This window comes from Aquimarina sp. AU119, from assembly GCF_900312735.1.
Classification (GTDB): Bacteria; Bacteroidota; Bacteroidia; order Flavobacteriales; family Flavobacteriaceae; genus Aquimarina; species Aquimarina algiphila.
This window is the reverse complement of record NZ_OMPF01000001.1, coordinates 682,555-700,677: the sequence shown is the minus strand read 5'-3', so window position 1 is coordinate 700,677 and position 18,123 is coordinate 682,555. Positions and strand designations below refer to the sequence as shown.

22 protein-coding genes are annotated in these 18,123 nt (G+C 32.1%); 14 read left to right on the top strand and 8 right to left on the bottom strand.

The genetic code is table 11. The features are described 5' to 3' along the window. Positions 1–57: 57 nt before the first annotated feature. Genes trmB through DK442_RS03040 form a run of 3 tightly spaced genes read left to right on the top strand, consistent with a single transcriptional unit; the run spans position 58 to position 1,702 of the window. On the top strand, positions 58–732 hold the full coding sequence (trmB, locus tag DK442_RS03050; RefSeq protein WP_109434477.1) for a tRNA (guanosine(46)-N7)-methyltransferase TrmB: 675 nt from the start codon (positions 58–60) through the stop codon (positions 730–732). Between the two features lie 14 nt (positions 733–746). Further along, complete coding sequence (locus DK442_RS03045) at positions 747–1,376, top strand: LysE family translocator (RefSeq protein ID WP_109434353.1); 630 nt, start codon at positions 747–749, stop codon at positions 1,374–1,376. Then, positions 1,367–1,702 (top strand): MGMT family protein, encoded by a 336-nt coding sequence (locus DK442_RS03040; RefSeq protein WP_109434352.1) that lies wholly within the window; start codon positions 1,367–1,369, stop codon positions 1,700–1,702. The genes DK442_RS03045 and DK442_RS03040 overlap by 10 nt, the downstream gene beginning before the upstream one ends. 12 nt (positions 1,703–1,714) lie before the next feature. On the opposite strand, the gene DK442_RS03035 is transcribed toward DK442_RS03040, so the two are convergent. Then, positions 1,715–2,542 carry a hypothetical protein gene (locus DK442_RS03035; RefSeq protein ID WP_160114026.1) on the bottom strand — a complete coding sequence of 276 codons (828 nt, stop codon included), beginning with the start codon at positions 2,540–2,542 and terminating at the stop codon, positions 1,715–1,717. 193 nt (positions 2,543–2,735) lie between these two features. Between DK442_RS03035 and DK442_RS03030 the strand changes: the two genes are divergently transcribed. Further along, a complete protein-coding gene (locus tag DK442_RS03030) occupies positions 2,736–3,881 on the top strand; it encodes an Mrp/NBP35 family ATP-binding protein (RefSeq protein WP_109434350.1) in 1,146 nt (381 codons plus the stop codon). Between the two features lie 3 nt (positions 3,882–3,884). Continuing rightward, positions 3,885–4,124: a NifU family protein gene (locus DK442_RS03025; RefSeq protein WP_109434349.1), complete on the top strand. Its 240-nt coding sequence runs from the start codon at positions 3,885–3,887 to the stop codon at positions 4,122–4,124. Between the two features lie 26 nt (positions 4,125–4,150). Here the strand turns inward: DK442_RS03025 and DK442_RS03020 are convergent, their stop codons facing one another. The 3 genes from DK442_RS03020 to DK442_RS03010 form a co-directional block, all read right to left on the bottom strand. Then, positions 4,151–5,287 carry an acyltransferase family protein gene (locus DK442_RS03020; protein WP_200825073.1) on the bottom strand — a complete coding sequence of 379 codons (1,137 nt, stop codon included), beginning with the start codon at positions 5,285–5,287 and terminating at the stop codon, positions 4,151–4,153. Between the two features lie 103 nt (positions 5,288–5,390). Beyond that, the gene (locus DK442_RS03015) at positions 5,391–6,572 is read right to left on the bottom strand and encodes an AraC family transcriptional regulator (protein ID WP_109434348.1); all 1,182 of its coding nucleotides are present in this window, start codon (positions 6,570–6,572) and stop codon (positions 5,391–5,393) included. Beyond that, complete coding sequence (locus tag DK442_RS03010) at positions 6,547–7,479, bottom strand: metallophosphoesterase (RefSeq protein WP_109434347.1); 933 nt, start codon at positions 7,477–7,479, stop codon at positions 6,547–6,549. The genes DK442_RS03015 and DK442_RS03010 overlap by 26 nt, the downstream gene beginning before the upstream one ends. 737 nt (positions 7,480–8,216) lie before the next feature. Between DK442_RS03010 and DK442_RS03005 the strand changes: the two genes are divergently transcribed. Genes DK442_RS03005 through DK442_RS02990 form a run of 4 tightly spaced genes read left to right on the top strand, consistent with a single transcriptional unit; the run spans position 8,217 to position 11,908 of the window. Then, a complete protein-coding gene (locus tag DK442_RS03005; RefSeq protein ID WP_109434346.1) occupies positions 8,217–9,431 on the top strand; it encodes a hypothetical protein in 1,215 nt (404 codons plus the stop codon). Between the two features lie 18 nt (positions 9,432–9,449). Next, the gene (locus tag DK442_RS03000; protein WP_109434345.1) at positions 9,450–9,980 is read left to right on the top strand and encodes a hypothetical protein; all 531 of its coding nucleotides are present in this window, start codon (positions 9,450–9,452) and stop codon (positions 9,978–9,980) included. A gap of 18 nt (positions 9,981–9,998) precedes the next feature. Further along, on the top strand, positions 9,999–10,958 hold the full coding sequence (locus tag DK442_RS02995; RefSeq protein WP_109434344.1) for a DUF6175 family protein: 960 nt from the start codon (positions 9,999–10,001) through the stop codon (positions 10,956–10,958). A gap of 11 nt (positions 10,959–10,969) precedes the next feature. Beyond that, positions 10,970–11,908: a hypothetical protein gene (locus DK442_RS02990; protein ID WP_109434343.1), complete on the top strand. Its 939-nt coding sequence runs from the start codon at positions 10,970–10,972 to the stop codon at positions 11,906–11,908. Between the two features lie 59 nt (positions 11,909–11,967). Here the strand turns inward: DK442_RS02990 and DK442_RS02985 are convergent, their stop codons facing one another. Together DK442_RS02985 and DK442_RS02980 are read right to left on the bottom strand one after the other, a co-directional pair. Then, the gene (locus DK442_RS02985) at positions 11,968–12,150 is read right to left on the bottom strand and encodes a hypothetical protein (RefSeq protein ID WP_109434342.1); all 183 of its coding nucleotides are present in this window, start codon (positions 12,148–12,150) and stop codon (positions 11,968–11,970) included. Positions 12,151–12,179: 29 nt separating this feature from the next. Further along, positions 12,180–12,449: a heavy-metal-associated domain-containing protein gene (locus DK442_RS02980; RefSeq protein ID WP_109434341.1), complete on the bottom strand. Its 270-nt coding sequence runs from the start codon at positions 12,447–12,449 to the stop codon at positions 12,180–12,182. Between the two features lie 151 nt (positions 12,450–12,600). On the opposite strand from DK442_RS02980, the gene DK442_RS02975 reads away from it, so the two are divergent. From DK442_RS02975 to DK442_RS02960, 4 genes are read left to right on the top strand one after another with little or no spacing between them, the layout of a single operon-like run. Further along, positions 12,601–13,383 carry an ABC transporter permease gene (locus DK442_RS02975; protein ID WP_109434475.1) on the top strand — a complete coding sequence of 261 codons (783 nt, stop codon included), beginning with the start codon at positions 12,601–12,603 and terminating at the stop codon, positions 13,381–13,383. Next, a complete protein-coding gene (locus DK442_RS02970; RefSeq protein ID WP_109434340.1) occupies positions 13,383–14,135 on the top strand; it encodes an ABC transporter ATP-binding protein in 753 nt (250 codons plus the stop codon). Before DK442_RS02975 ends, DK442_RS02970 begins: the two co-directional genes overlap by 1 nt. A 28-nt stretch (positions 14,136–14,163) precedes the next feature. Further along, positions 14,164–15,129, top strand: a complete 966-nt coding sequence (locus DK442_RS02965; RefSeq protein ID WP_109434339.1) for an MlaD family protein — start codon at positions 14,164–14,166, stop codon at positions 15,127–15,129. 14 nt (positions 15,130–15,143) lie between these two features. Next, positions 15,144–15,632, top strand: a complete 489-nt coding sequence (locus DK442_RS02960) for a hypothetical protein (RefSeq protein ID WP_109434338.1) — start codon at positions 15,144–15,146, stop codon at positions 15,630–15,632. Positions 15,633–15,691: 59 nt separating this feature from the next. On the opposite strand, the gene DK442_RS02955 is transcribed toward DK442_RS02960, so the two are convergent. Beyond that, positions 15,692–16,474: a DUF6544 family protein gene (locus DK442_RS02955; protein ID WP_109434337.1), complete on the bottom strand. Its 783-nt coding sequence runs from the start codon at positions 16,472–16,474 to the stop codon at positions 15,692–15,694. Positions 16,475–16,613: 139 nt separating this feature from the next. On the opposite strand from DK442_RS02955, the gene DK442_RS02950 reads away from it, so the two are divergent. Next, positions 16,614–17,453 carry a universal stress protein gene (locus DK442_RS02950; RefSeq protein ID WP_109434336.1) on the top strand — a complete coding sequence of 280 codons (840 nt, stop codon included), beginning with the start codon at positions 16,614–16,616 and terminating at the stop codon, positions 17,451–17,453. On the opposite strand, the gene DK442_RS02945 is transcribed toward DK442_RS02950, so the two are convergent. Further along, positions 17,446–18,120: an ABC transporter ATP-binding protein gene (locus DK442_RS02945; RefSeq protein WP_109434335.1), complete on the bottom strand. Its 675-nt coding sequence runs from the start codon at positions 18,118–18,120 to the stop codon at positions 17,446–17,448. The genes DK442_RS02950 and DK442_RS02945 overlap by 8 nt on opposite strands. Positions 18,121–18,123: the final 3 nt, after the last annotated feature.

The window sequence follows — 18,123 nt, the reverse complement described above, 5'->3', positions numbered from 1 at the left end:
TTTAATGTAACACAAAAAGGATTCGAGAGTCGAATAAGAAAAGAAATTAGAGAATTAGTGGGAAGTAAGAATAAATTAAAACGATTTAACGAGAACAAAACCTTTCATAATGTAGTAGAACCTACACGAGATGAAGTGCTTAATAATACACTTGGATATAAAGGGAAATGGAATGAGAAATTCTTTAAAAATCAAAACCCTATTGTTCTTGAGTTAGGATGTGGTAAAGGAGAATATACGGTAGGACTTGCAGAACAATATCCAGATAAAAATTTTATTGGTATTGATATTAAAGGAGCCCGTTTTTGGCGTGGTGCTAAAACTGCGATAGAAGATGAAATGAATAATGTGGGCTTTATTAGAACACAAATTGAACTAATCGATCATATTTTTGCCGAAGGAGAGGTTGATGAGATTTGGATTACTTTTCCAGATCCACAAATCAAATATAAACGCACAAAGCATCGATTAACAAATCATGATTTTTTACAACGGTATAAGAAAATATTAAAACCAACAGGGCTCATGCATCTGAAAACAGATAGTGAATTTATGCATGGATACACCTTAGGATTGTTGCATGGAGAAGGGCATGAAGTGCTGTACGCAAATCATAATGTTTACCATAATGAAGGTGCACCAAAGATTGTAACTTCAATTCAAACTTTTTATGAAAAACAATATTTAGAACAAAATAAACCTATAACTTACATCCAGTTTAGGATCACGTAATTGGCATAATAATTTTGGAAACTACTAGACTATTTTTAGTTACATTTTTTGCATCACTGGTTGGAGTTATTCCTCCTGGATTGGTAAATATGACCGTTGCACGCACATGCCTTGAAAGAGGAAAGAACAATGGTATTTTAGTGGCAATTGGAGCTTCTGTAGTGGTCTTGTTTCAGGCCTTGATTGCTATTCTTTTGGCCAAATATATTTTTTTCAACCCTTTTGTTAGAAATATTTTACTGCGTACAGGAGCAGTAATCTTTTTTTTGATGGCGATTTACTTTTTCGCAAAAGCAAAACAAAGAAGAACAAAAATCAGAGTATATCGCAAAAATGAAAAGAGAAGTTTTTTCAAAGGTGTTATGATGTCAGCGATTAATGTATTACCGATACCTTATTTCTGTGCTATTGCTGCTGGAATGAGCGTTAGTGGAAAAATGGAATACGATACTTTACGTATTATAGCATTTACTGTCGCGGCAGGAACAGGAACTTTTGTAACTCTTTATTTTTATGTATTGTCTTTTTTAAAGATTGAAAAGAAAACAGCGTCTATCACTAAATATTCTAATTATTTTATGGGAATATTGATGTTGATTTTAGTAATTATAACCTTAGCAAGAATTGTATACACGTGGGAGTAAAAGAAAACGATAATTTTTTTGAAAGAGTATATGAAGTGGCCAAACTAATACCTTATGGAAGAATAACTTCTTATGGAGCAATTGCCAAATGTCTTGGTGCGGCAAGAAGTGCACGAATGGTTGGTTGGGCAATGAATGCATGTGGTGGAAGAGATGATGTGCCTGCGCATCGTGTGGTAAACAGAAAGGGTATACTCACCGGGAAACACCATTTTGATGGAACAAACTTAATGCAACAATTATTAGAAAGTGAAGGAGTAGAAGTAATCGATAATCAGATTATAGATTTTGAAAAACTATTCTGGGATCCTATGACCGAGTTATAATTTTAAAATCACTTAAAAAGAAACCCCGACTCCGGCAGAAAAGGTGGAAAAATCTACGCTACCCAATTTAAGATGCTCATACCCTCCAGAAAATGTATAACGTTTATAGTGATAGTTGAGTAACGTATTAAATTTGTTTACGGTAGTATCATTGATAAAAGCTTGATTAAAATTAGCCTCCAAACTTAACGGTTTTGCAAAGAAAAGCTCAGCCCCAAGACCATAAGTAAATCCTAATTCATCTACTTCACCATCAACATAGGTGGCACCTAATCCCCAATACATGTCAAATCTTTCAGTACGAATTCGATGATACTTTGCGAGAAAAGTATATACGGCTAATGAATTATCTCCAAAAAAAGTATTGTCTTCCCATAATTGTAGATAATCTGCTTCAAAACCAATTCTTTTAAAAAATCTAAAATCGGCATTGAGATGATTTCCATACAATTTTGCATTTTCGACAACGGTTCGGGTAGAAAGTGTAGTCCTAAATAAAGCGGCATCTTCTCCCCAATCATAAGAATAGTTTCCTTTTTTTGAATGAAGATATGGGTATTTGGTAATAGAAGCAGTACTAGCAGCATATTCAGCTTCTCCGGGGGCTTCAAAGATAATTCCGTAGGTTATAATAGCTCCTATTTCTATAAGTAAGTCACCAAAAAGATAAGTGTCGTCATAATTATTTGAAGCTCTTGATCTTGACCTAGAATTATTATAACTTCTATTGCTCTCTTCTTTTTTACTTAAACTTTTTTCGGCTTTCTCTAATTTACCTTGACTAAATCCATGATTAGATACCATAAAGTACGCTAGTAGAAGAAGAGTAATTGGTTTCATAATGGTTATTTTGTATTTTTTTAATTCGCTATTCACATTAATCATACCACTTTATAAAAATCATCTTATTGTGAAATACGATACCACTATAAATCATTTCAATTTGGAGGCTTTATAATCTTAACTTTTCAACCTATCTTTGCACTTAGAATCAATCTAGATAGATGAATTAGTCAGCAAAAGAAAAATACTCATGAAGTTAGAGAAATCAGATATATTAAAGGCATTAGAGACTATAACTGTTGCAGGAGAAGGTCAGAATATGGTAGAGAGCGGTTCGGTTAAAAATGTAATTACTTTTGGCGACGAAGTAGTTGTAGATTTGGTATTGACTACCCCTGCACTACATATTCGTAAACGTGCTGAGGTAGATGTCATGAAAGTAATTCATGAGAAAGTTTATGAAAAGGCAAAAATAACGGTAAATATAAAAGTCGAAGCGCCTGCCGCTAATACGCAGTCTCAAACTAATGAGATCAAAGGAAAATCTATTCCTGGAATTACCAATATTATTGCAGTGGCTTCTGGTAAAGGTGGTGTAGGTAAATCTACGGTAACTTCAAATCTGGCAGTGACTTTGGCAAAAATGGGTTTTAAAGTAGGATTGTTAGATGCAGACATTTATGGCCCTTCTGCACCTATTATGTTTGATGTAGAAAGAGAACGACCCCTCTCTGTAAAAGAAGGTGGTAAATCTAAGATGAAACCCATAGAGAATTATGGAGTAAAGATTTTATCTATAGGGTTTTTTACACAACCTAATCAAGCAGTAGTTTGGAGAGGTCCAATGGCTGCAAAAGCACTAAATCAGATGATTTTTGATGCAGCTTGGGGAGAACTGGATTTCATGTTGATCGATTTGCCACCAGGAACAGGAGATATTCATTTGTCTATTATGCAATCTCTTCCTATAACCGGAGCCGTGGTAGTGAGCACTCCGCAGAATGTTGCTTTGGCAGATGCTCGTAAAGGTGTAGCTATGTTCCAGCAAGAGAGTATCAATGTGCCAGTCTTGGGAATCATAGAGAATATGGCATATTTTACACCAGAAGAGCTTCCTAACAATAAATATTATATCTTTGGAAAAGAAGGGGCAAAACACCTGGCAGAGGATATGGATATTCCTTTCTTAGGAGAAATTCCGTTAGTACAAAGTATTCGTGAAGCAGGAGATGTAGGGAGACCCGCAGCATTACAGACAGCTACACCAATAGAAAAAGCATTTGAGGAATTAACCAAAAGTGTAGTGCAAGAGGTAGTAGATAGAAACGATAACTTACCTCCAACAGAGGCAATTAAAATAACAACCATGGCAGGATGTTCTGCCGTAAAAAAATAAAAAATGACTTCTGAAGAATTAAGAATTAATGTAGAAAAGGCGCTGGATGAAATTAGACCATTTTTGGAGAGTGATGGAGGAAATATTTCTTTAGTTGCTATCGAAGATGATAAAACAGTAAAGGTTCAGTTAGAAGGTGCTTGTGTAGGATGTAGTGTGAATCAGATGACACTTAAATCTGGAGTGGAGATGACTATTAAAAAGTATGCTCCGCAGATAGAAGAAGTACTCAATATAGAATAATAATATCAAAATTATAGAGAAGCAGGTTAACCTGCTTCTCTATAAGACTTTTTAAGTCCAAATAATGGATGTAAAATAGGGATTCTGATGATGATCAAATGATAGATCATCCAACTTCCCAGAAAAGTACCAATAATCATTAAGATAAGTTTAGGTACAAGTCCCCAATCCAAATTCATAATATAATATCCGATTGCTATAGTGATCGTTTGGTGTAAAATATAAAAGGGATAGACAGCTCTATTACAATAGGCAAGCAGATTGCTTTTTCTATTTAGAAACTTTGCTCCATATCCAAATAATACCAATATCCAAGACCATAAGTTGACGACTTTGATTAAGGCTTCAGAGAAGTGTACATAGATGCTATCTTCTAACTGAAGCCAGATGATCAGTAACGTACAAAACGTAACACTTCCTATAATCAATGCTCGAGATTTTATTCGATCCACACTATTCCAAAATTCTTTACCTGATGCAATAAGAATAAAACCGAAGAAAAATAACACTAAACAGTTTATGAAATTGAACCAATCATCAATTAGTGCATGAGTGATAGGAAAAAATGGCTCTAAAAAAGCTTCTGTTAGATACAGTGGAAATATAAAAAGATATAAACCATATGTTTTTTGAATCTTTTTCCTGATCCAGGATATAAGTTTTGAAGGCTTCTTTTTTAAACGGACAAAGATGGGTGAAAGAAATATAGAAAAAAGCAATAAATAAGGTAAAAACCAAAGGTGATGCCAACTAATATTTCCTTCTGGATATACTCCAATAAAGGCCTTTGTTGTAAAGAATTCAATATAAGATCCAAAATATTCATTGTTAGTTAAACGTTCATAATATACCTGAGGAGGAACAATAAAAAGCATACCAAAAAGTAATGGAATAGCTAATCTTTTACAACGTTCGATATTAAATTGCCAAAGATTTCTTGATGAAAGCGCATAATATGTTCCCATACCTGATATGACAAATAGAATAGGTAATCTCCATTGATTTAAAAATAACATAGGCCATCTTATCCAATCATAAATGATGTTGTTTTTAATATGAAAACCCCAGGGAACAAAGAACATTCCTACATGATAAAAAATGAGTAACCCAAATACAATGACACGTAACCAGTCGAGATCATAACGGCGAATTTTTTGTTGCATAATACTAAAAATTTATTTTTCCAAAAATGACGTATTTTGCTTGTAATCAGGTTTTAAAAAATAAGTATTGCGTCTAGAATTATAATTTTAGACGTTTTAATTTTTAAGTATTTGATTTTTGAAGTGTTATAAATGCCTTTGGAGAAAGCTGTACATGTTTTTTAAAAGCGTTATAGAAAGTGGCTTTTGATTTGAAGCCGACAGAATTTCCTATGGCCTCTATAGTGAGATGATCATAAGAGTCATCTAAAAGTCTTTTTTTTGATTCTTCAATTCTGTATTGATTTATAAAATCATTAAAATTTAAATTAGTACTTACATTAATGATTTGAGAAATGTAATTAGGATTAGATCCAAGAGCTTTTGCCAGATCCTTTAAAGATGCAGATTTTGATAAATAATACTCCTCATTTCTGATATATTGCTCTATTTTTTGAATAGAAAAAGAGTCACTATTAATTTTTGAGGTTTCGTATTTATCTGCCAACCATGAATTTTCGAAAAATCGAGACTCTGATAGTAATACAAAACCAGTGATACATACTGTTATAGTATGAAATATAAATATATAATGATCTCCACCATCATCATCAAAATTCAAATACACCAAAAAAATAAGAATAAAAAAAGCTAATAAAGCAAGAATGGTATTTCGAGAGAAATCATATTTATTAACTTTAATATTGCTTGCGTTTTTTGTGTTACCATTGTAGAAATTCTTTAACACCAGTCGTATCGATAGTACAATATACACTATTAAGCTAAAGAGGATAAGCCATCGAAATTCATCTTTGATGATCTGGTAACTATAATCTGTATTCTCAAGAACGATTGCTCTTTCCATATTTGGGAAATATGCACCCAAATATGCATTGATTTTGATCGATGTAGGTTGAAAGTAATATTTAATCTGAGATATAAGATATAATACAGATGGTAAGAGATGTATCCAATGTTTTTTTAAAGTAATTGATTTTCGTTCTAGAAGAGCATATATAAATATGTAAATTGAAGGTGCCAGAAGTAAGACTAATGGTTCTGTACTATCATTTAAATGTGGAGTATATTTCATAAGCCCTGTATAGCATAGAAAAGTATCTGCTGCTATAATTGATTGTATAAGTAAGGACCAGCCGTATATCCTAAAAGCAATATTTTTTTTGGAAGCTCTAAAAAGAATTACAGCACTTAGTAGTAATCCAAAAAAGATTCCAATAGATATAAAATAAGACACTAGATTATGTCTAATAGGGATACTGTCAATTATGTATTGGGTGTTTTGCATCTAAAGGTATACGATCGGTAACAAAATCAGTTAATTTTTGAGGGCCTTCCAGAGGGATTCTAATAATTTTCAAGATACCATCTTCAGTAGTAGAAATTTGCCATTTAATTAAGGTAATAGCTCCATTTTCAATTTCCATTCCAGTAATTGATCTTGGATGAACACAACTACCATCATTAAAAAGTGGTAATTCTCCAGCTTCAGGAAATCGCGGACGATGAGTATGACCAATAATGGTAAATAAATTTTTGTTGTTAGCAATCCATTTTTTAATTCTGCGCTCTATTCTAATAGTTTCTTTATAATTTTTAGCAGGGCTGGTAGGATCAGAAATTCCTATTACCTGTAAAGGTTTCCATAATACACGAACCAAAAATCTATTGATTTTCCATCCTGTATAATTCATAAAATCTGCTTGATGACCATGAAGCATAAAAATTTCCTGCTTCGTATTTTTATGTTTGAGTACAATCGCTTCTTCATATTTTATATTGGGAAAAAGAGCAATTTCCCTATCAGTTTTACGATCAAAATAATAAGATAAATGTTTTTTTACATATTTAGGATTCCTATATACCATATCATGGTTACCCCAAATCATTTCTAATCGATTTTCACTATAAAGAAGAGAAAGTAATTCATATACATTTTTATGAGCTCTAAATATCATGTCAAAATTTCGATTTTCCCATAACTCATCTCCATCACCTAATTCGCAATATGTGAACCCTTTATTGTAGTAATATTTAAGAGCATGAAAATAAATATTCCTATTATTAGCAAACTCATCTGCAAAACTATTATCTCCTCGGTGGCAGTCGCTAAACAATATAAATTTAGAAGTATCATCAAAAGGAATGACTTTGGCATTTTTGTATGCACGGTTTAATCGGGATTCTGATGACATAGGAATCAAATTTATAAGTAAATATAAGTAATGCTTTTGTTTTTAGAATATGTTTTTTTATTACTGAAGTAATGGTATTTGTGAATACAATGTAGTATAGAGGTGTTTTTTAAAACGGGATAATGAAACCTTGTTCTTCCGCTTATATGCGGAAACAATAAAGAGGAGTAAACCTAAAAGCCTTTAAAAAACTTAGCGCTCTTAAAACATTTTATAATAAAAGGAATATAGAAATTCTGTGAGGATATAAAAATTCACTGAAAACGGGGTACTCTATACAATGTTAAATATTCATTTTTGACTAACTATTTTTAACGATGTAAAATTCGTTTTAAAAATAAATTGATAGTTGTTTTCTTGTGCTACTTTTTTTAAGTGTGTATTTAATTAAGGAATAAAATTAAATACAAATAAAAGATGAAGTATCTCGAATATCAATTAAAAGAAATCGTATATATATTTGGTTTTAATTTGTTTAAGTGTACAGATTACTTTTGTTGTATATGCGGGATTAAAAAAACAGAGTGTTGTTAAAAACATCGAATATTTTCTGTGAAATAGCTTTTTGTCGTTAAAAAACGTTTTTTATCGATGAATAAATGTTAACAAAAATTAAGTTAATTAACATTTTTTATTTAATTTCGCTGTTTTTGCGCCTAGAAATGAGGTACATATTAGCATTTAGTAAGGGATAAATGCTATTAAAATCTAACTATCAATTTTAACTAATTTAACCTATGAAAAAAGTAATACTATATTTATTAGTAGCTGTAAGTACGTTTGGGGTCTATGGTCAGGAAAAACCAACTGACGTCGTTTACAGGAGAAGTTCGTTATTTACACTTATGGTAACGGATAAAGAAAGAGAATACGCAGATGTCATTGAAGAGGCATTTACATCAGCCGAGATTCCTGAAAAATTTAATAATCATAACATTGAGCTAAGAACAATAGCCAAAGTTTATGATGAATCATTATCGAAAGAAGAGATAAAAGAAGCGCAGAAAGTAGCTATTCAAGAATACTTTTCTACTAACAAAATTGCAAAAGCAGTAGTTGCAAAATGGTTTAATAGAAGTGAACAAGGAGGCTTTAATATGGATCTTATCTCAGAGAGAGGGTCATATAACGCTACAGAGTTAGATGTGAAAATTGCTAAAAATAGCGAAAGAGGACTTGCTTTGCTAGCAGATGCTGGAGAAGAACTTATCAAGAACACATTTATTGTTGTTAATGATTTTAAGTATATCAGTAAAGAAGAAGTTGCCGAAAAAGCCAAAGCAGGATTAGGGTTTGCTGCAAGTCTTGCAGGAAACGGTGGTGGACTTGGATCCAAGTTAGCAGGTAAGGCTCTTGATGTTGCAGGAAAAGGATATGTGATTAAAACAACTTCAAACCTTTATAAATTGGTATGGAATGAAGAAACTGCTGCTATCTTCTATAATGATTATTGGACAGATGATGCTAATCTTGATGAAGCCAAGAAGAAGGCTTTTGATGAGTCTGATATTTTTAAAGTAGAATTAATAGGTACAGAAGTTGCATGGGCCGATCTGCAAAGTAGCTCATTTACTAGAAAAAGTGAAGAACAACTAGTATCCATTGCTACTGTAAAAGCAGTTGATGCTGTAATTGCAAAATTGCAAAGAAAATACGAAGTATTTAGAACAAAAACTCCTTTAATAAGTGGAGATCCATTATCTGCAAAAATTGGATTGAAAGAAGGATTAGAAGGAGGAGATAAATATGAAGTATTAGAGCAAACCATTGATAAAAATGGGAAAACAGTTTATAAAAGACAAGGTGTTATCAAAGTAAACAAAAAACAAATATGGGATAACCGTTTTATGGCTGGAGAAGAGCACGAATCTACAGAAGAGATTAAAGAATATACACTATTTAAAGGGGGTAAAAACTTTTACTCCGGGATGTTAATCAGACAAATTAATTAAGAAAGAAAACTTTATATTATGAATAAGTTTATCACAAAGATTGGCTTGGTAGTATTACTATTGTTATGTTTTAGTTTTAATGCTAATGCCCAACGAAAAAAGAAATTGGCTAATAAGGATACCCAAGAATGGAGGTATGATGTAGAATGTGAAGGTATTGCTAAACAAGGTTCTAAACTTGTAAAAGTATGGTCATATTCCAAAAACCCAAAGTTTGCAGTTGCTCAGGCAATGAAAAATGCCGTACATGGTATGGTGTTTAAAGGATATGCAGGAGGAGGAAATGGTTGTACACCATTTAAACCTTTGGTAAGTAATCCAAGTGCTGAGGAGGATCATGCAGAATTCTTTAAAACCTTTTTTAGCGATGGTGGAGAATTTAGAAAATATGTTACAGCAGCGGCAGATGGTAATATAGCACCAGGTGATCGCTTAAAAGTTAGTAAAAGAGAATATAAAATAGGTGTAGTTGTAAATGTGACCACTGACCAATTAAGAAAAAAGTTAGAGGCAGAGGGAATAATTAGAGCTTTAAATTCGGGATTTTAAACATAAAACAAAAGATTAATGAAAAAAAATATTATCGTACTCGTTGGGGTTTTAATGCTTACCATATCCTTTGGTTTTGGTCAAGCAAAAAAACCTACTATTATGGTTGTTCCTAGTGATGTTTGGTGCAATCAAAATGGATATATGTTAGGGTTTAACAATCAAGGAACAATTGTAAAGGTTCCCGATTATAAAAGAGCATTTCAGGAAAATGCTGAAGTATTACAGGTAATTAGTCAAATAAATGGTATGATGGCAGAAAGAGGATTTCCTCTTAAAAATATGGAATCTGCTATAAAAACTTTAGAGTCTAATGCTGCCGAAGATAATATGCGTTCTTCAAAAGACACAGGAAGCGGTGTAAGTGAAAGTCCAATTGATGCACTTAAGAAAGTTGCCAAAGCAGATATTATTATGCAATTAACTTGGACTATTAATAAAACTGGCCCTAAGAAATCAGTTAACTTTAATCTTCAAGGGTTAGATGCATATACAGACAAACAAATCGCAACAGCAACAGGTACAGGAGCTCCTTCTTTCTCTGCAGAAGTACCAGTATTACTTTCTGAAGCGGTATTATCACACATGGATAACTTTACCGGTTCTCTACAAACTCATTTTGATGATATGTTTGAAAACGGACGTGAAATTATTGTAAGAGTTCAGAAATGGGATGATTGGGATGGTGATCTAGAATCAGAATATGGTGATGATGATGAAGAACTAGGAATTATTATCGAAGATTGGTTAGCTGATAATGCAGTTAAAGGTAGATTTAATACTACAGATATGACAGCAGATATGGCTTTATTTGAACAAGTAAGAATTCCTCTTTTTAATGATAAAGGAAGAGCTATGGATGCAAGAAGGTTTGTAAGAGGACTTAGCAAAATGCTAAAAAGTGAGCCATATGCAATTCCAAACAAGCTTGTTATGAAAGGCTTAGGTAGAGCAACAATCATATTAGGAGGAAAATAAAATATAAAATGATGAAAAGAGTATTATATATAATGTTGTTTTTTGTTGCGACTTCATTGGTAGCACAAGAAAAAAGTAACAACGATGGTATTTCATTAGCAGCATATGTGCCGAGGCAAGTAGAAGGAATTCCTGCTTCTGCCAAAAAAATGCTATTGAATAGATTAGCACAGATTATTACTAAAAATGGAATTAGCGAAAATCCGTATAACTCAAGGTTTATATTAGCACCAAATGTTAGTGTGTTAAGTAAAGATATAACAGCTACGGCTCCACCAAAAACTGCATTAAATTTAAATGTAACACTATATATTGGTGATGGAGTATCTGGAACCTTGTTTGCTAGTCAATCTATCGAGTTAAAAGGAGTTGGTAATAATGAAACCAAAGCATATATCTCTGCGATTAAAAGATTATCACCAAAAAACCCTGAAATTTTAGAGTTTGTTGAAAAAGGAAAAGAAAAGATTATAGAGTATTATAATTCTAACTGTTCTAACATTCTTAAAAAGGCAGCAGCTTTAGAAGCACAGAATGAATTTGATGAAGCTTTGGTTATATTAACTAATGTTCCTGAAGCAAGTACTTGTTTTAATAAAGTAAAGTCAAAAATCAAGGTTCTTTATCAAAAGAGTATCGATAGAGATTGTAAGCAAAAACTTACTGAGGCATCAGCTATCTGGGCGGCAAATCAGGATATAAATGCAGCAAATGAAGCTGGAGCTATTTTATCAACTATAGAGCCTCAAGGAGCTTGTTATGGTAAAGTAAAATCTTTATATGCAAAAATTGCGGCAAGAGTTAAAGATCTAAGTGATAGAGACTGGAACTATCAGTTAAAAGTATTAGATCTTAAAAAGACTTATATTAAGGCTGCTAGAGACGTAGGAGTAGCGTATGGTAAAAATCAACCTCAAAATGTAAAATATAATGTAAGAGGTTGGTATTAAGATTATATATCATATACCTAATATAAAAAAAAGCTGTCTAACTAATTAGACAGCTTTTTTTATGCTTTTACATATTTAAAAATTTCATAAACTAAAATTGCTGGCCAAACGATTGCTTTTAAAACACCAATTATACCTATCCAAAAACCTGTAGCGTGACTAATATAATAGATTACTGCTCCTATAAAACCTAAACCATAGATTGAATTAGAAGAAGCATTTGTTTTTACTTTTTCTTTCATTGTAGAACTTTTTATCTATATAACATACATTATTTACTTACTCTTCCTATAGCGCAACTCACATACGATTTTGCTTTTATATTAAAGTTGTTTTTATCTCCCTTAATTGGATATCCAAGTTTTAAAAGTTCCTGTCGTACTGTTTCCAGACCCTGATGGGTTTTATAACTAAAAGATACAGAACAATCATTGACGTTTATACATATATCTTTGATGCCCTCTAGTGCATGAAGTTTTTTTGCAATTGTATTTTCGCAACCACTGCATTTTAAATTTTGGATTTCAATAGTTGTTCTCATAATATCAATTTTAGCAATCGAAACTATGAGTTTATACTATGGTAAACTATGATATATATCAGAGAATATCTGCTTCTTATGATGATTTATGTCATTTTTATTAGAAAACACTACTTCTATCTTTGATAATAAACCTGAAGTAGATTATGTTATGATGCAATCCCTTCGTATAGTAGAAAGAACCAAAGCTTTTTTTATAGAGATTGGAGATTTATCATATTTCTCTAGACGTTTTTTCAAAGAAGTTTTTACCAAACCATTTGAGTTCCAGGAGTTATTACGACAGTGCTATCATATGGGCAATCGTTCTTTGCTTTTAGTAGGAGTAACAGGGTTTATTTTAGGGTTGGTTTTTACGCTTCAGTCAAGACCTACGTTAATGGAATTTGGAGCAGAATCGTGGATGCCTTCTATGGTAGGGATTTCTATAGTTAGAGAAATAGGGCCAGTAATTACCGCTTTGATTTGCGCAGGTCGAATTGGCTCAGGAATTGGAGCAGAGTTGGGTTCGATGAGAGTTACAGAACAAATCGATGCGATGGAAGTATCAGGAACAAATCCTTTTAAATATTTAGTAGTTACTCGCATTGTAGCAACTACATTAACGTTACCTATTCTTATTGTATTTGGAGATGCGATTGCTTTATTTGGTTCTGCAATCGTAGAAAACCTAAAAGGAGCTGTATCCTACCGACTGTATTTTAATCAGGTTTTTGATGCTATTGAGTATAGCGATATAGTTCCTGCAACTATAAAATCATTCTTTTTTGGGTATGCGATTGGATTAGTAGGATGTTATAAAGGGTATTATTGTAAAAAGGGAACAGCTGGAGTGGGTGAAGCATCGAATTCTGCAGTAGTATATACTTCGATGCTATTATTTATAATTGACTTTATCGCTGTTTTTTTAGCAGATATATTTTTTGAAATCTGATGAAATTAAAAGAGAATATAGTAACCGTTTTAGAAATCCAGAATCTTAAAAAAAGTTTTGGAGAGAATCATGTACTTAATGGGTTTAATCTGCGATTATTTGAAGGAGAAAATCTTGTGGTAATGGGAAAGTCGGGCTCTGGTAAATCAGTAATGATTAAATGCCTTGTTGGATTGATGCAGGCTGATAGTGGTAGCATAAGGATAAGGAATCAGGATATTACAGTTCTGGGACAAACAGAATTAGATCTATTACGAACCGAAATTGGATTTCTATTTCAAGGAAGTGCATTATATGATTCGATGACCGTGCGAGAAAATCTCGAATTTCCGCTTAGACGGCATAAAAAAAAACTAAGGATGACAGGACATACTGAGGCATTAGTCATTGAAGCACTTGAAAATGTAGGCCTAGTAGATGCTATTGATCTAATGCCTGCAGAACTTTCTGGGGGAATGCAGCGACGTATCGCGTTAGCGAGAGCACTAATATTGAAACCTAAAATTATTCTTTATGACGAACCTACTACAGGGCTAGATCCTATAACAGCAAAAGAGATTATTGAGTTGATGCGTAGTATACAAGAAAAATATGGAACCTCTTCACTAATTATAACGCATGATGTGGATTGTGCTCGTGTCATTTCTAATCGAATTATTTTATTGGTCGATGGGATTAATTATGCAGAGGGGACTTATCAAGAATTATCACATTCTGATGATCCTGAGACAATGGCATTTTTTAAACATTAGAAATGACACTAACCAAAAGTAAAATGTTATGAAAAAAACAACATCTCAAAAATTTAAACTTGGCGTTTTTGTAGTCGTCGGGACAGTACTACTTATTGCAGCATTATATTCGATAGGAAATCGACAAAATCTATTTGGTAATACCATTAAAATCATGACGCAATTCACAAATGTAAATGGTCTCGAATTAGGTAATAATGTTCGTTATTCTGGAATCAATGTGGGAACCGTGAGTAGAATTCGTATGATAAATGATGCTCAAATTATAGTAGAAATGGTCATTGAAGAAAAGATTGGGAAGCATATAAAAAAAGACGCTGTTGCTACAATTGGATCAGACGGTTTAGTAGGTAATATGATTGTTAATATAATTCCTAGGGAAAGTAAAAAACCATCTGTGATTTCAGGAGATACAATTCAATCCTATAGTAAAATTGGAACCGATGATATGCTTACGACCTTAAACGTTACCAATGAAAATGCAGCATTACTTACAGCTGATTTATTAAAAATAACAACAGAAATTGTTAATGGTAAAGGAACACTAGGATTGTTAATCAATGATTCTATTATGGCTAAAGACCTTAAAAAGACAATGTATGAATTAAGAAAAGCTAGTACTGGAGCATCATATGCAATTGAGGAGCTCAAAGATGTTATTTCTTCTATTAAGGAAAACGAAAGTATTGCTGGGGTTTTATTAAATGATAGTTTGTCCGGGCAAAAAATGAAAACTATAGTTAGTAACCTAGAGAAATCGAGTACTGAGATTGTCGAAGTTACAGGAAACCTAAACAATGTGGTTAGAAAGATTAATGATGGAGAAGGAGTATTACATTATTTGGCAAATGACTCTATGTTAGTAAAAAATATAGATTCTACCATGAATAATATTAAAGAAGGAACCAATCGATTTAATGAAAATATGGAAGCTTTAAAGCATAATTTCTTTTTTAAAAATTACTTTAAAAAGATGGAAAAAGAAAAAAACTAATATCATCATGAGTTATGAAAATAGAACATCTCGAAGAACGAATAAGTGATTATAGAAATTCTATAAAAACTGTTGTGGATAAAAGAGTATTATGGAAAAACACAACAAAAAATATTCTTGTTAGAACATTGAACAGAATTGTAAAACAATATGATATTGGATGGAAAGTTCAAGAATTAAGCTGGATACAGAACAATGAAGCAGTTAATATCACTTTTGATTCTTTTCCTCCAGAATTAATAGATTGTACCAACTTAATCCCAGCGTATCAATTTTTACCGGGAGGAGCACTGATTTTTTCTCAATCCTACAATGGGGATGTTTATGTTTTTATGATATTTCCACAGATCGAAAACGCATCTCATGAAAATAATATGGTAGAATTAGGCGTATATACCCCAGAATCTATAACCGAAAAATTTATAGTAGAGAAAGTTGATGAATTTTTGAAAGAAATGATTAAATGGGAAGTCCCTTCATTAAAGAAGAAAGTGGGATATTAAAATAAAGCAAGCTTTGTTATAGTTAATGATCATAACATTTTAGGTATTCAATGCTATTATTACAGTAGTGTATAGCCTTTAATATCCGCTTTAAAGTATTCTTGTTTTCCTTCCTTACTATCCCAGATTGCAGTCATCTTATTTGGAATTATTAGTCCATCATAATCTTGATATTCTCCAACTTCGCCTATAAAATTTTCTAATTCGATATCTCTATATCTTTTGGTTTTAAAGAGGTCTATCATTCCATTTTGATTAAATATAAAAAGACCATCAAGGACTTGGCTATTCTTTGTAATAGTTGCTTTGATTGTTTTTGAGTCAATAGTTTGCCACGAAATATCAGGATCCAGAAAACCCATAGGGAACCATATTAGTTCCCCTAAATATCGTCCTAGTGAACTTTGATCTACTTTTTGACCAGTAAATAGTATTAAGTTTTTCAGGCCTAATAGACTCACTTTTACTTCTCCCCTATGATTAACATATTTATCTCGAATAAGCATTGGTAAAGCTTTAGCTGTCCAGATAAAACCAGGGTTGTTGGATGACATATATTGTATAGCAGTAAACGATAACCAATTTTTTTCGGGATTTGTTTTTATCATTCCCGTTTGTTTAAAAGTAGCATTGCAATATTTTGGTTTTCCCAGAACACCCGTTTTGATGAGATGATTTTTTATAAGATTTGGTAGATTTTTCAGGTCATTTTTGGTGATTTTTTGATCACCTCTTTTTGAATTGAATAGTGCTGTTTTTTCTTTTTCAACCCTACTATTAAAAGAGGATATTCCGGCAACACCTATTAAGAATAGTAATAATACGATACTCCCAATTATCATAAATATTATTTTAATAATTCTTTAGAATACTAATAATCTGAAGTCTTCTAAATTATAGTATGACTGGCTGATTATAAATGATTTATATCATTCTTTTTGAGCCGATAAAATCGTACCTTTTTTTAAACAGACAGAAATCATGAAAAATATTCTTTATGCTACTGATTATACAGAACATTCAGTATCTGCTTTGCGTTATGCATACGATTTAAGTAGTAGAATAAAAGCAAGGTTGATAGTATTACATGTTTTTGATGTTATGACTTTTACAGGAACTACAGTAATAAGTTCCTTAAGGCAGACTTCAAAAAGATTATATGAGGAACAGTATTCTATTCTGAAAGAGTATTGTATTAGACATTTAGGAAATAATTTGTCTGATATGAATATACAAATTGAAGTAGCTAGGAATATATCAATTACAGAAGAAATCCTGCTAAAAGTAAAAGAATTATCTGTTGACATGGTTGTTATAGGAATAAAAGATAAATATAGTAAGCGAGGATTTCTAGAAGGAGATATTGCTAAAAAACTAATAACTAAGATTTCTTGCCCTCTTATGGTTATCCCAAATAATAGTATAGCCACCGAGATAAAGAATATTGTATATGCAACAGATTTTGAAGAAGAAGATATTTTTGCTATTAAAAGACTACTAGAAATCGCAGCATTTTTTGAGGCCACAATACATGTTGTTCATATCTCGTCCAAAGAAAACGATGAGGACGAAAATCAAATGGCTTGGTTTAAAGAAATGTTATTTCAAAAGGTGAGCTATCCTAATCTCGAATTTGATGTCCTTGTTTCTGATAATATCCATGACAAATTAAATGAGTATTTGAAAAGCCTTGATGCAGATATAATTGCAATGCTAGAAAGAGGTAGACGAGGTTTCATTAAAAAATTATTTCATAAGGATGTTGTAAAACAAATAGAATCTCATACAACTATTCCGTTATTAAGTTTCAATATCAATTAATAATCCTCCCATCACCCATTTGTATAATTCGGTCTGTTTTATCTGCAAAATCTTGATCATGGGTCACAACAAGTAATGAAAGCCCTTGTTCTTCACTAAGTTGTTTGAAAATATTAAAAACATTATCAGAATTTTGACTATCTAAATTACCTGTAGGTTCATCTCCCATTATGATAGTTGGATTATTAATCAAAGCTCTGGCGATGGCTACTCTCTGTTTTTCTCCACCCGATATTTGTGATGCTCTTTTTTTTGCAATATGCTCGATGTTAAGGATGCGGAGCTTTTCTATGGCATTATATTCTATTTCTTCGATTGATTTTTCAGCTAACTTTTTAGCTGGTAGCATAACGTTTTCCAAAACCGAAAATTCAGATAATAAATAATGAAACTGAAACACAAAACCAATATGCTTATTTCTAATATAAGAGAGCTTTTCGTTTTCTTGCCCTGTAATCAATTCTGTATTTAAATACAAGTCACCTTCATAGCCTGTGTCCATGGTAGATAATATATATAATAAAGTGGATTTTCCACATCCAGACTTTCCCATAATAGAAGCAAACTCTCCTTGATTTACCTTAAAATTAATATCTTTTAGTACATGAAACAGTACTGGTTTCCTGAAATATTTATTGATGTTTCTTGCTTCAAGAATTGTTTTCATAAC

What these genes read in the sequence shown, in the direction of transcription:
- DK442_RS03035 (WP_160114026.1), bottom strand. Translation starts at nt 2,542, where the DNA reads ATGAAACCAATTACTCTTCTTCTACTAGCGTACTTTATGGTATCTAAT.
- DK442_RS03030 (WP_109434350.1), top strand. Translation starts at nt 2,736, where the DNA reads ATGAAGTTAGAGAAATCAGATATATTAAAGGCATTAGAGACTATAACT.
- DK442_RS03025 (WP_109434349.1), top strand. Translation starts at nt 3,885, where the DNA reads ATGACTTCTGAAGAATTAAGAATTAATGTAGAAAAGGCGCTGGATGAA.
- DK442_RS03020 (WP_200825073.1), bottom strand. Translation starts at nt 5,287, where the DNA reads ATGCAACAAAAAATTCGCCGTTATGATCTCGACTGGTTACGTGTCATT.
- DK442_RS03015 (WP_109434348.1), bottom strand. Translation starts at nt 6,572, where the DNA reads ATGCAAAACACCCAATACATAATTGACAGTATCCCTATTAGACATAAT.
- DK442_RS03010 (WP_109434347.1), bottom strand. Translation starts at nt 7,479, where the DNA reads ATGTCATCAGAATCCCGATTAAACCGTGCATACAAAAATGCCAAAGTC.
- DK442_RS03005 (WP_109434346.1), top strand. Translation starts at nt 8,217, where the DNA reads ATGAAAAAAGTAATACTATATTTATTAGTAGCTGTAAGTACGTTTGGG.
- DK442_RS03000 (WP_109434345.1), top strand. Translation starts at nt 9,450, where the DNA reads ATGAATAAGTTTATCACAAAGATTGGCTTGGTAGTATTACTATTGTTA.
- DK442_RS02995 (WP_109434344.1), top strand. Translation starts at nt 9,999, where the DNA reads ATGAAAAAAAATATTATCGTACTCGTTGGGGTTTTAATGCTTACCATA.
- DK442_RS02990 (WP_109434343.1), top strand. Translation starts at nt 10,970, where the DNA reads ATGAAAAGAGTATTATATATAATGTTGTTTTTTGTTGCGACTTCATTG.
- DK442_RS02985 (WP_109434342.1), bottom strand. Translation starts at nt 12,150, where the DNA reads ATGAAAGAAAAAGTAAAAACAAATGCTTCTTCTAATTCAATCTATGGT.
- DK442_RS02980 (WP_109434341.1), bottom strand. Translation starts at nt 12,449, where the DNA reads ATGAGAACAACTATTGAAATCCAAAATTTAAAATGCAGTGGTTGCGAA.
- DK442_RS02975 (WP_109434475.1), top strand. Translation starts at nt 12,601, where the DNA reads ATGATGCAATCCCTTCGTATAGTAGAAAGAACCAAAGCTTTTTTTATA.
- DK442_RS02970 (WP_109434340.1), top strand. Translation starts at nt 13,383, where the DNA reads ATGAAATTAAAAGAGAATATAGTAACCGTTTTAGAAATCCAGAATCTT.
- DK442_RS02965 (WP_109434339.1), top strand. Translation starts at nt 14,164, where the DNA reads ATGAAAAAAACAACATCTCAAAAATTTAAACTTGGCGTTTTTGTAGTC.
- DK442_RS02960 (WP_109434338.1), top strand. Translation starts at nt 15,144, where the DNA reads ATGAAAATAGAACATCTCGAAGAACGAATAAGTGATTATAGAAATTCT.
- DK442_RS02955 (WP_109434337.1), bottom strand. Translation starts at nt 16,474, where the DNA reads ATGATAATTGGGAGTATCGTATTATTACTATTCTTAATAGGTGTTGCC.
- DK442_RS02950 (WP_109434336.1), top strand. Translation starts at nt 16,614, where the DNA reads ATGAAAAATATTCTTTATGCTACTGATTATACAGAACATTCAGTATCT.
- DK442_RS02945 (WP_109434335.1), bottom strand. Translation starts at nt 18,120, where the DNA reads ATGAAAACAATTCTTGAAGCAAGAAACATCAATAAATATTTCAGGAAA.